Raw genomic sequence first — 12,273 nt, 5'->3', positions numbered from 1 at the left:
GTGGCGACGGGCAACGCCTCCTATCAGCTCTACTATATTCTGCTCACCATCCAGTTCTACCTGATCTTCCCGCTCTTCATGGGCCTGCTCAAACGCTGGGATCGCCATCCCTGGCTCTTGCTCCTCGGCAGCTTAGTGCTACAGGTCCTGCTCTTCTACGTCGACTACCATACAGTGCAGCGCAGCGGCAACGCGTTCTGGCACACGGTGGCCGTCTATCAAGATCGTTTCGTCCTGATGTATCAGTTCTACTTTGTGCTGGGCGGACTGGCAGCCCTCCACTTCGAGCAGGTACGCAGCTTTGTCCTGCGGCACGCGCGCCTGATCATGGGCTTCTTCGCCCTGACTTTGCTGGCCCTCTGGGTGCACTTTGCCCAGCAGATCAGCGTCTATCACGAGTCAATGGGCTATGCTACTTCTGTCTTACAGCCAAGTATGGTATTCTATAGCGTAGCGGTTATCGGCCTGGCCCTTTGGCTTTGCGCCCGCTGGGCAAGAGGACTGGCAGGTCTGCCCGGGCAGGAGGTCAACAAGCGCCTGAGCGTGCGCTTCTGGGGCCTCTGCTCGGATGCCTCCTTTGGTGTCTACCTGATCCATGTCTTGATCCTCAACCAACTGCTTGGCCGCTTGCTACCCTTGCTACCAGGCAGCTGGCCCGTGGCCCTGCGTGTGGTCCTGCTCTGGTGTGCCGTTGCCGCGCTCTCGCTGGCAGTCAGCAGTGCGCTGATGTACACGCCCTGGCTTAGCCGTCTGGTAGGACGCGCGGGGCCGCGGCATCGCGCCGCCGCTGGCCATCAGAGTCAGAGGAAGGAGAGCAAAGCCGAGGCCCTGCCCGACGCCGGCAGAAGGCAGCCGGCTCCAGCAGCAAAAGTAACCATCGCCCTCGCGCCGGCAGTCTCGCAGACCGGCCCCACAGATGCCGCTGGCGTTTCCACGCCTCAAGATCTCCGGTCTGGAGCACTGGCCCGCTATGAGCAAGCGTACAAAAACCATAGTCTTGATAGTGGTGGTCCTGGCCTGCCTGATGGGCGCCACGCTCTATAGCCTGCGCGGCCCCCTCGGCCTGCGCCGCAGCGTCGCCTCACCGCTGGCAATCCAGTCCCATCGCGATGAGCAGCAGGAGCCGCTGACGAGTCGGCGCCTGACGCCGGCTCCTACGGCCAGCGCCTCCCTGCTCTCGCCGGCTCTGCCTGGCCTCAACTACCTGGGCTTCACCGCGCACATCTTCTCGCAAGGGGGCAACAGCCTGGTCTACTACCTGTATGTCCCCCAGCCGCTCAATCCCCAGCAACGGTACCCGCTGGTCCTGCTCCTCCACGGGGGAGGAGAGCGCAGTCTGCCCAACTATACCGCTGCACAGAATGAGCAGCTTCTGCTCAATCAGTCCTACGTGCGCGTCTGGAGCAGCGACTACCAGGGGCCGGCCAACCCACACATCCAGCAGCGCTGGCCCTGCTTCGTCCTGGTCCCGCAAATGAAACAGGGGCAGCAATGGGTCAACGTCCCCATTAACGGCGGCTCCTATCATCAGCCAGCTCAGCCGAGTATCCCGCTCCAGCTCACCAAGGCCCTGCTCGATCGAGTGCTACAGGCATACGCCAACAGCATCGATCGCACGCGCCTCTATGTCACGGGCCTTTCGAACGGCGGCTACGGCACCTGGGACGCCATTGAGCGCTGGCCCAACCTCTTTGCCGCCGCCGCTCCCATCGCTGGCGCTGGCGATCCCTCGCTGGCCGCGCGCATCAAGGACCTGCCGATCTGGGCCTTCCACGGCTCCGCCGATCCAGTGGTGCCCGTCAGCGGCTCGCGCGACATGATCGCCGCCCTGCGCGCCGTTGGCGGCCATCCACGCTATACCGAGTTCGCCGGAGCCGGACACGGTGTCTGGGGCTACGTCTACTCGCTGGAGAATAGCCCCTTGCGCGTCAGCGACTTCTTCCCCTGGCTCTTCTCACAGCACCGCTGAGCGGAACAGAAAGAAAGGAAGGGAGAGGTCGTCAGCCACTTCTCAGGCCTGCTTGAGGTGAGACGAGACGCCGCCGCCCTGTCCGACGGGAAGCGGACTGGACAGGGCGGCGCTTGCGCCCCCTTCAGCGAGAGGCATATAATGTCTACAGATGACAGGGAGACCGGCAAATAGCAGAAGCTGAGGAAGAACGAGGAAGCGGGGGCGAAAATGGGCGCAGGTGGAATTGGGCGAGCGTCTCCTGTCTTGCTTCTCGTGCGTTCACTCGCTGCTCTGCGCAAGGGCGCGCAGACAGTGTATTACATTGCAGTAAGGAGAGAACAATGACGACCCAGCCACAGCGACCGCAACCACGCATCGTCAAATTCTATGAAACCACCCTGCGCGATGGTGAACAGACCCCCGGCGTCAATTACTTCCCCGAAGAGAAGCTGGAGATCGCCCGGGCATTGGCCGACATGGGCTTCGATACCCTGGACGTCGGCTTTCCGGTCTCATCACCGAGCGAATTCGAGGCCGTGCGCCTGATCGCCTCGCAGGTCGAGAACGCCGAGATCTGCGCCATTGCCCGCGCCGTCAGGGGTGACATTGAGGCCGCCTGGGAGGCCGTCAAAGTGGCCGCCCACCCGGTGATCGAGCCATTCATCAGCGTCTCCCCCATCCATCGTCAGGTCAAGCTGGGCAAGAGCCGCCAGGAAGTGCTGGAGATGGCCCGCACCGCCGTGGCCTACGCCCGCACCCTGACCGACACCGTCGACTTCGCCCTCGAAGATACGACGCGCACCGAGCACGATTTCATTCTGGAAGTCTGCGAAGCCATCCTCAAGGAGGGCGTGCGCTTCGTCACCATCTGCGATACCGTGGGCTACGCCCTGCCCTGGGAATTCGGCCAGCTGATCGCCGATCTCAAGCGCGAGTTTCCGACGATCCGTATCTCGGCCCACTGCCACGACGATCTCGGCCTGGCCGTGGCCAACGCCCTGGAGGGCCTGCGCAACGGGGCCGAGCGCGTCGATACCTCTTTCAACGGCCTGGGTGAGCGCGCCGGCAATGCCGCCACCGAGGAGGTGGTGATGGCCATCCGCACACGCTCGGCGGATCTGGGCCTGGATGTGCGCGTCGATACCACCAAGATTATTCCTACCAGCCGCCTGATCGCCAAATACTCGGGTATGCAGCCCCAGTGGACTAAGGCCATCGTGGGTCAGAACGCCTTCAGCCACGGCGGCGGCATCCATCAGGATGGGGTGCTCAAGGATGCCCGCACCTATGAGATCATGACCCCCGAGTCGATCGGCCTGAGCGCCAACGACCGCCGCATCCGCATGGGGAAGCTCTCGGGCCGCGCCGCCCTCGCCGCCCAGATGCGCGAGCTGGGCTATACCCTCGAACAGGAGCAGCTCAATCGCGCCTTCGAGATGGCCAAGCTGCTGCTCGGGAAGAAGCGCGAACTGGAGGAGCTGGACCTGCGCTACATCGCCGAAACAGCAATGAAGTAATGCTCGTCGCGGCGCCGCCTGTTCTGGCGGCGCTTTTTGCCCCTTGCATATTGTTGATTTTCTGGATAAACTAAATCATGTAATGGGTTGTAGGAACGAACGCCGGCGGGCCTGAGCTTGATCAGCCAGCCAGGGCGCCCAGCCCGCCGGCCTGCCAGCCAGAGGCTATAGGCTATAAGCCAAGCCAGAGGAGAGAATCATGAGCGCCGGAGAACATCACGAGCACGCCCATCAGCATGAGCATCACGAGCACAACGGCGCGGCCTGCGGTCCGGGCTACGCCTCGCCTGAAGAGGCCACCCGAGCGCCGCGCGAGAAGGTGCTCTACACCATTGCTCTGCACGTTGGCACAGGAATCGAAGCCCCTGACTACCTGGCCACCATTGACGTTGATCCTGGCTCGCCCACCTACTCGCAGGTCATCCACCGCACAGCGATGCCCTATGTCGGCGACGAGCTGCACCACTTTGGCTGGAACGCCTGCAGCTCCTGCCACGGCGACGCCCACAAATCGCGGCGCTTCCTGGTCATCCCGGGCAACCGTTCCAGCCGTATCTACATCGTCGACGCCCAGGACGAGCGGGCCCCCAGGCTGCACAAAGTCATTGAGCCGGAGGAGATCAAGGCCAAGACCAACCTGAGCGCCCCGCACACCGTGCACTGTTTACCCGACGGGCACGTCATGATCTCGATGCTGGGCGATGGCGAGGGCAATGGACCTGGCGGCTTTCTGCTGCTTGATGAGGAGTTCCGCATCGCCGGGCGCTGGGAGCAGAAGGCCGACGCTATGCGCTACAACTACGACTTCTGGTATCAGCCGCGCCACAACGTCATGGTCAGTAGCGAGTGGGGGGCGCCCAAAACCTACTTCGATGGCTTCAATTTAGAGGATGTCCAGGCTGGTAAATACGGGCGCCAGATCCATTTCTGGGACTGGCAGCGTCATGAGATCGTCCAGAGCGTCGACCTGGGCGAAAAAGGGCTGATCCCGCTGGAAGTGCGCTTCCACCACAATCCCGACAGCACACATGGCTTCGTCGGCGCCGCCCTCAGCAGCGTCATCTGGCACTGGGAGCGCGCCAATGGGAGCTGGCAGGTGCAGCCGGTGATCGAGGTCCCCTCGGTCGAACTGGAGGGCTGGCCCTTCCCGGTCCCCTCGCTCATCACCGACCTGTTGGTCTCGATGGACGACCGCTACCTGTATTTCTCGAACTGGCTGCACGGCGACATCCGCCAGTACGACATCAGCGACCCGGCCCATCCACGCCTGACTGGCCAGGTCTGGTGCGGCGGTCTGCTCGGCAAGGCCCAGCCAGTCAAAGGCCACGAGCTGGTCGGCGGGCCGCAGATGCTGCAGCTGAGTCTGGACGGGCGTCGGCTCTACGTGACAAACTCGCTCTACAGTAGCTGGGACAATCAATTCTATCCCGAGCTGGCCAAGCGCGGCTCCTATCTGCTGCAGATCGACTGCGATCCCGAGCACGGCGGCATGAAGATCAACGAGAACTTCTACGTCGACTTCGGTCAGGAGCCAGCGGGACCGGCGCGCGCACATGAGATGCGCTATCCCGGCGGTGACTGCACCTCAGACATCTGGATCTAGCTCGCCCAAGGCGGCCACTGTCCTTGCTTTATTCCCTTCCTCTGCGACGAGGAGGACCCGCGTGGGACAAGGTACTCGGCTCCACGCGGGTCCATCTCGCTGACATCTTGTCGGCCTCTCCCAGGGCGCTAGTGCAGCTCACGCCAGAGCGAGGCGGCCAGAATCACGGGTAGGGCCACTACCAGGAGCACGGCATGCAGCGGCGCCAGGCCCACCGGCAGCAGCAAAAGCAGGACAAAGAGCAGAACCACTCCACTGAGAATGAGTGGATCACCCACGATAAACTGATACAAGGCCCGCAGCGGCCTGAGCAATCGCGGCAGCATCAGCGGCCTCCTCTCTCAGGGAGACTGGCGGAGCTGAAGCCCGGAGCGGCGCGCCGACGGGCCTGGTCCCTGAGCCAGAGCACCAGCAGAGCGGAGCAGAGCAAATAGAAGGCGGCTAGCACCAGCAGGAAAGCATCCTCTAGCGGCCAATTGATACCCAAACCCTCCCCGCTCCAGAAGGTGCCAAAGGTAGTCAGCATGATGCCGACCAGAAACTTGAGCGTATTTTCCGGGACACGCTTGAGCGGGGCCTGCAGCAGCAGCCCGACGAGCACCACCACTAGCCCGGCAGCGCTGGCGCCGAGGGCTGCCGTGCCGAGGGCGCAGCCGGCGCTGCAGCTCGGAGTGATAGCGCTACTGCCAAAGGAGATCACGATAAAAGCCACCTCCAGCCCCTCTAGCAAGACGGTCTTGTAGGAGAGCGCCACGCCAAACGGCTCCAGACGCGGGCGTGGCTGCTCGCCGCGCGCCCGCAGGGCTGCCATCTGTTCCTCAAAGATGGCCTCCTCGTCGTGCAACGGCTTGAGGCCACTATAGCGCAGAATAGCCTTCTTGAGCCATTTGAGGCCAAAGAGAATAAGCAGGATGCCGATCACGAGACGCAGCAGCGCAAGCGGAATCCAGTAGACGAGGGCCAGGCCCAGGGCACCCACCAGCAAGGCCAGCGTGGCGGCGGCGGCGGCAGTTCCGACCAGCGAGCTGCGCCAGTTGATAGTCAATCCCACAACGAGCACAATGGTGAAGGCTTCGACAAATTCGACCGCCGAGGCCAGGAAGGCAGCGGTCAGAATCGCCCAGGCCATAGAGAGCTGTTCCCCTTTCTGTCTAAACAATGATGAGAGCCGCCCCTAACGCGCTCAGGCAAGGAAGGGCCGACTCGCACGCAGGCAGTCACCGGTTGCGGGATGGCCCCGTGCTGAGCGAAGCGACAGGGGCACACACGCGAAGAGGAGACGAATAGACGGACGCGCCACTGAGCGAGTTTTTCTCCTTAATTATAGGTATGATGCGACTGCTCTGGCAAGCAGAGGGATGAGCAATTGTAGTAGACGCAACCTATAACGTTATGTTATCATTGAGAAGCCTGTATCCATTCATCCGATGGATTGATTGATCTCTTGTGAGAAGCTGGAAAGGAGCTTAAACCGATGAGCTGGGACCCCAACCAGGGGGGGCAAGTGCCGCAGCAGCCTACACCGTCACCTAACCCCTATGAGACACCTGCCTCACCCACGCCGTCACCCGCTAATCCCTATGGGCCGCCAGTCAATCCCTACGGGCCACAACCCGCGACAAACCCATATGGCTATGGGCAGCCGCCGGTGAACCCCTATATGCCACCGACCTACTATGGCGGGCAGCCCGGCCCCTATCCACCGGTCATGTCCACGCCGCTACCGCTGGAGCAGGCCCTGCGCGAGCTGCCACGTCAGTACATGCGCGTGATCTCGCATCCGTCGGCAGAGACCTTTGCCCAAGAGCTGGGGAAGGCTTCCTGGGATATCATTTGGGTACAGCTGCTGGGATTCTCAGTGCTGTATGCCATCATTAGCTTCTTCACCAGGCTGGCCTCCAGTGCTTTGCTAGTGAGCATCTTACCCAGCTCTTACAGAGCACTGGCAGGCTCGGCCAGCGTCGGCGGCTCTCTTCTTTCGGCGCTGATTTCCCTGATCCTACTGGTCGGCAGCTTCTTTATTCTTCAAGGGCTGATCTATCTGCTGGCCAGGGCCTTCAAGGGGCAGGGCAGTTTTCTGCAGCAATGCTACAGTAGCATGCTCATCTATGGGCCGCTGCTGGCTCTCCTCATCATCTGCAGTATCATTGGGATCATTCCCTTCGTAAGCATTCTCGGCTTGATCGTGGAGATCATCGCCCTCATTTATGCCCTTGTTCTGCTCGTTTTTGCGACGATGGGCAGCCAGCGCCTGCAGGGCGGTCCAGCGAGCGCCGCGGTGCTGATCCCCGTCGGCGGTCTCTTGCTGTTGTCTTGCTGCGGTATCAGCATCCTGGCAGCCATGATTGCCGCCGCACTCAACCCCACCTACTAAGCGGCAGCCAGGGCGGCTAGTCGGAGAGGAGAGGAGAGTGACGAGCGTGACCAGAGCGTTTCTCTAGAATCGCTCAAGATCGGTAGGCCAGGTCCTCCGCAGGGCCAGCAGCGGTCGACAGACAGCCCGGCTCATGCTATCATGCCAGGATGGGCTGTTCTGCTCCGGGCAGAGCCAGCATACAAGCAAGTGAGCAAGTCAGAGATGGGTTCCCTCGCCGGTGGCCCGTCTTCTGGCTGGCCTGCTAGGCGCGCTCTGCCCGCTCCCTGGATGAGACGCAGCCCCGCTAAGCGAACGCTTGACGAGCAGGAGAGACAAAGGCTGTGGATACACTGATCGGCTCAGTGATCGGGGGATACACCATTAAGCAGTTTATCGGCAGCGGCGGTATGGGCACCGTTTACCTGGCCGAAGACCCCATGATTGGCCAGCAGGTCGCCATTAAGGTGGTACGCGCCGAGGCCGGCGACTTCCCCGAGGCTGAGAAGGCACTGGAGCGCTTCAAACAGGAAGCGCGCGCCGTGGCAAGCCTGGATCATTTGCATATTCTGCCGCTCTATCGCTATGGAGAGGAAGAGACCGAACTGGGTCGGCGCGCCTATATGGTCATGCAGTATCGCCCGGAAGGCTCGCTCTGGGACTGGCTGCGTCGCCGCGCGGGTATGGCCTCCCAGCAGTCGCTCAGCCAGGTTCCTCCCTTGCCACCAGGTCTGCCCTCGGCCTGGCCTCTCACTCTGAGCGAGGCCGAAGACTACCTTCAGCAAGCGGCTTCCGCCCTGCAGTACGCTCACGATCGCGGCATTGTCCACCGCGATATCAAGCCAGCCAATTTCTTGTTGCGCATCGAGGCCGGGCCGCGCGTGCATCTGCTACTCTCAGATTTCGGCCTGGCCAAGTTTTTTTCTTTTAGCTCAGCTACCAGTCACATTTTTGGGACGCCTCTCTATATGGCACCCGAGCAGTTCGACGGTGAGGCGCGTCCCGAAAGCGATCAGTATGCGCTGGCGGTCATGCTCTATTTGCTGCTGACCGGGCGCACGCCCTTCGAAGGCGATCCCGCACAGTTGATGCATCAGCATCTGCATCGGCAGCCGCCTCCGCTGCGCTCCTTCAACCCGGCGCTGCCGGCAGAGTTGGAGCCAGTCTTTGCCCGCGCTCTGGCCAAAAGTCCACAGGAGCGCTATCCTTCGGTGGGAGCTTTCGCCGCGGCCTTCGCCCATGCTGCTCATAGTCGCCCGTCGCCACTGCAGCCACTCTTTGGGCTGCCGACGAAGGGGGAGCTAGCAGGCAATACCGAGACAGCGAGCACCATGCTGCTGCAGGAGCCGCCAGATTCCGTGCTGTCCGCCACCAGGCCCGCAGCGGAGAAGATTGAGCAGTTGAAGCTGCCACGCGGCGGCCAGCCGCTGGCGCTCGGCGGTTCTCCAGGAGCAGCCCCCTCACCTCTGAGCCTGCAGCAGCGCCAGGAAGCGGCCTCTGCCCCAACCGTTTTCGCTCCTTCAGCTTTGCCAGCCACTTCCCCAGACTTCGGGCAGCTCAGGCCACCCCCTCCGACACAGCCCCAGTCGTTGCCAGGGACAGCCCTGGGTCAGAGGGTCCAGCCCCCTTTGCGCCCGCCGCAGCCGCCGGCCCAGCCAGGGCCAGGCCGTGGAGGGAAGATGAGTCGGCGGAGCGCCCTGGCCCTGATGGCAGCAGGAGTTGTCGGTGTGGGTGTTGTGGGCACCGGCCTCTACTTCTTCCTGAATAGGGGCCCGGCCCAGGCCCTGGCCGTGCTGCACGGGCACCAGGATAGCGTCACCAGCCTGGCCTGGTCCCCCGATGGGACGCACCTGGTCTCAGGCTCACGCGATCAGACGGCGCGCCTCTGGCTGGCGAGCGAGGCCCGTGCCTTGCTGACCTACAGCCTGCAGGCCACCCCTATCCTGGCGGTGGCCTGGAGCGCCGACGGAACCCTCCTGGCTTCGGGGGGAGAGAATCACTCAGTGCAGGTCTGGACAACCAGCGGGGCTTTGCAGCAAACGTTTAACGATCTGGGGGCACCCGTCAGCGCTCTGGTCTGGACCGAGCGGCGCGATGTGCTGCTGGCTGGCACGCTCGGCAACGGTGGCCAGGAGCTGCTTTTGAGTGGCCAAACGACGCGCAGCCTGCTCAAGACCCACATTCATGCCCTGGCTCTCGCGCCCGGCGGTGAGACGCTGGCTGTGGCTCTCGATAGCGGTCTGGTGGCGACGCTGAGCCTGAGCAGCCGACGCCTCTTGCAAAGCTACCACCGCCACCGCGGCGCCGCCTTGAGCGTGGCCTGGTCCCCTGACGGGACGCAGCTGGCCTCGGGCGGGGCAGATCACCAGGTGGTGGTCTGGGACAGTGTTTCGGGCCTCGTTCAAGAGCGTCTGAGCCATCCAGCGGCGGTCAATGGGCTGGCCTGGGACCCGACAACACCAGGCCGCCTGGCGACGGCGTGCAGCGACGAACGCGTGCGCGTTTGGACGCTAGGCAGCAACGGCTCCGCGGCTCGCGAGACGGTCTATAGCGGCCATCACGGCAGCGTTACCGCTGTGGCCTGGAGCCAGCAGGGGCTGGCATCCGCTTCAACGGATCACACCATCATTCTCTGGCGCCTCACAGGCTCTTCCTAGCTGCCAGCCGCTCAGTCAGCTACTGAGCCTATCAGCGGGGGCTGGGGGGGAAGTGAGGTACGCGCAGAATCGCTCTCGCTCTGGTCAGGCTCTGGGGCCTGGTTGGTCTGGGGCTGCCTTCGCCGCACTGCGCCAGGCCCCACCCGGCCTTGAGCGAGATGACAGATCCAGCTCTGCCTTCCAGGAGCGAAGCCTTTGAGCCTGGTACAGTTGGCTGATCCAGATCTTTATAAGATGAAGCGAAATGCCGCGGTAGTTATACATATAATAGCGGCTCATAGATGGCATAATTTGTATAGGTCAGACGGCTATAACGATAGCCGAGTGCTATGAGTCGCTGGAGTCTCAAGTCTTGAGGGGAACCAATAGGAAAGACATAGTAAGGAGGAGAAGGGGCCTCCTGGACCAGGGAGCTATAGGGAGGATAACGATTCAGGCCGGGTTGCAAGCCGGCATCGAGCACACTGCATATAATCTGCTCATTACTCTGAAAAGCGATTCGGTCACATGTCCAATAGTCGGTATAGATCCGTGTAGCGCCCCTTTTCTGCAGAAAAGCAATCAAAGCCTGCTGCTCCTTATTCAACACCTGAACCCCAGGGGCCTGGGCTAGGAGCTGAACACTCCCCAGCCACCAGGTAGCGATCGCCATCACCACTGCTACCATTGACCCCAGCCGAACCGCGTGAAAAGGGAGTCGGCAGCGCAAGCGTCGCGAGGGCGAGAAGGCAAGACGCCAGAGGGGAAAGAGCACCGCCGGGATGCTGATGATCAGTCCTACCAGGTAGCGAGAGGAAGGCCAGGGGGTCAGCGCCGCTTGAGGGAAAAGGCAATAGAGAAAAAGGGTGCCGCCAGCGCCCCCTAGAATCATGAGCCTGGCCCCCTCCACATAGCGCGCATGAGAGGCATCGGGTCTGGCTTGTGCGTCTGCCTGTCGCAGGCGCCACCAGGAGAGAAGAGCTTGGCCGCTTGCAAGGCCCCAGAGCAAAAGATAGCCGAGCGAGCAGACCCCGTGAAACGCGCTGCAAAAGCGAGCCTGGGGATCGGCCTGCAATGGCCAGGCACGGCTTGGCCCCAGTGTACACAGGGCGTTGCCTCCTGTTGCCAGAGGCAAACTCACTAACAAGGCCCCGGCAACCTGCAAGGGCAAGGAAGGCTGAAGCGCTCCGCTTTGAGACGGCGGCTTGCTGCTCGGTCCGATAGGGGGATAAGCAGGCTCGTGATAGCCAGGTCCAAGCAAAGAGAGAATGGATGGCGAGGGAGGAACGGTCAGCTTATAGATAATCTCGGGACCCAGGCCCAGCAGGAAACCACTGACTAAGCAGAGGCAGAGCAGTGGTGACTTGAGCTGCTGGCGGTAGCCCTGAAGGATGAACAGAAAGGCAGTCCCCAAGAAAGGCAGCACAAGCGGATCGATCCAAATGCTCACACCAGCCAGAAAGCCCCATAGACCAAGAGCGATCCCATCATAGCGTTTCGACGACTTCTGATCCGCGATATGCCGCTGGCGGCCAAAAACGAGCCAGCAGCTTACCAGCAATACGAGAGAACAGAAGAAGAGGACATCTGGTGATCCTCCAGCGGCCTCAAGTTCTCTAAACAGCACCTCACCAGGACCCGCTCCAACGATGAGCAAAGTGCAGAGCGCCAGCGGCTTGTTATAGATCAGACTAGTCAATAAATAGATCTGTATCAGAAAAAAGCAAAAGAGAAGCAATACACTCAGGCGCAGGGTGACAACTGAGGGACCCCAGATGAGGAAAAAGAAAGCCGCCAGATAGGCATCGATGGGAGCTAAGTAGTCCTGACCGTAGAAGACAAGCGGGTGAGCGCCCTGATAGGCAATGTGCAGCGCCATCAGACCCATTGTTCCCTCGTCGCTATCAAGAGGCGGCCAGCCCAGGAGGATCAGCGCAAAACGCAGGAGAGAAGAAAGCAGAATAACAATAAACGCAAATACATCATATTTATCAAAAATTCTCCATACCTTCAATGCTGTACCTCCGATGTTGCTACAGCCCTTGCTAGAGGGGGCAGAGGAGTAGCCAGAGCAATCCAAATAGATAAACGCCGATTCACGCCTCAAAATCTCTGATTTCACTCCTTCTCTGCAAGGAACGCAACTACTGAAGGACCCTTTTATACTTCCCAATATTTATATATTAGTATGTACTAGAGGCATTCATAGAACC

Annotated in this window: 9 protein-coding genes; 6 read left to right on the top strand and 3 right to left on the bottom strand. The window is 61.4% G+C overall.

The genetic code is table 11. The features are described from left to right. The 4 genes from IRZ31_RS16010 to IRZ31_RS15995 form a co-directional block, all read left to right on the top strand. On the top strand, positions 1-1,044 hold a 1,044-nt coding region (locus tag IRZ31_RS16010; RefSeq protein WP_297155412.1), incomplete at its 5' end, for an acyltransferase. Continuing rightward, on the top strand, positions 971-1,969 hold the full coding sequence (locus IRZ31_RS16005) for a prolyl oligopeptidase family serine peptidase (RefSeq protein WP_297155410.1): 999 nt from the start codon (positions 971-973) through the stop codon (positions 1,967-1,969). The genes IRZ31_RS16010 and IRZ31_RS16005, both read left to right, overlap by 74 nt. A gap of 323 nt (positions 1,970-2,292) precedes the next feature. Continuing rightward, positions 2,293-3,468: a 2-isopropylmalate synthase gene (locus IRZ31_RS16000; protein WP_297155408.1), complete on the top strand. Its 1,176-nt coding sequence runs from the start codon at positions 2,293-2,295 to the stop codon at positions 3,466-3,468. Between the two features lie 199 nt (positions 3,469-3,667). After that, the gene (locus IRZ31_RS15995; RefSeq protein ID WP_297155406.1) at positions 3,668-5,071 is read left to right on the top strand and encodes a selenium-binding family protein; all 1,404 of its coding nucleotides are present in this window, start codon (positions 3,668-3,670) and stop codon (positions 5,069-5,071) included. A gap of 128 nt (positions 5,072-5,199) precedes the next feature. Here the strand turns inward: IRZ31_RS15995 and IRZ31_RS15990 are convergent, their stop codons facing one another. Further along, entirely contained in the window at positions 5,200-5,397 is a 198-nt protein-coding gene (locus IRZ31_RS15990) for a hypothetical protein (RefSeq protein WP_297155404.1), read from the bottom strand. Continuing rightward, positions 5,397-6,200 (bottom strand): hypothetical protein, encoded by an 804-nt coding sequence (locus tag IRZ31_RS15985; protein ID WP_297155403.1) that lies wholly within the window; start codon positions 6,198-6,200, stop codon positions 5,397-5,399. Before IRZ31_RS15985 ends, IRZ31_RS15990 begins: the two co-directional genes overlap by 1 nt. A gap of 345 nt (positions 6,201-6,545) precedes the next feature. Here IRZ31_RS15985 and IRZ31_RS15980 point away from each other — a divergent pair, with 345 nt between their 5' ends. Both IRZ31_RS15980 and IRZ31_RS15975 read left to right on the top strand, forming a co-directional pair. Then, positions 6,546-7,445: a YIP1 family protein gene (locus tag IRZ31_RS15980; protein ID WP_297155401.1), complete on the top strand. Its 900-nt coding sequence runs from the start codon at positions 6,546-6,548 to the stop codon at positions 7,443-7,445. 323 nt (positions 7,446-7,768) lie between these two features. Next, complete coding sequence (locus IRZ31_RS15975; RefSeq protein ID WP_297155399.1) at positions 7,769-10,081, top strand: protein kinase; 2,313 nt, start codon at positions 7,769-7,771, stop codon at positions 10,079-10,081. 256 nt (positions 10,082-10,337) lie between these two features. Here IRZ31_RS15975 and IRZ31_RS15970 read toward each other — a convergent pair whose 3' ends face one another. After that, on the bottom strand, positions 10,338-11,939 hold the full coding sequence (locus IRZ31_RS15970; RefSeq protein WP_297155397.1) for a hypothetical protein: 1,602 nt from the start codon (positions 11,937-11,939) through the stop codon (positions 10,338-10,340). Positions 11,940-12,273: the final 334 nt, after the last annotated feature.

Origin of the sequence: Thermogemmatispora sp., from assembly GCF_019683635.1 — a bacterium.
In the GTDB taxonomy this organism is placed as follows: Bacteria; Chloroflexota; Ktedonobacteria; order Ktedonobacterales; family Ktedonobacteraceae; genus Thermogemmatispora.
Note: the sequence above shows the minus strand (reverse complement) of the source record. Positions and strands in the feature narration are given on the sequence as shown.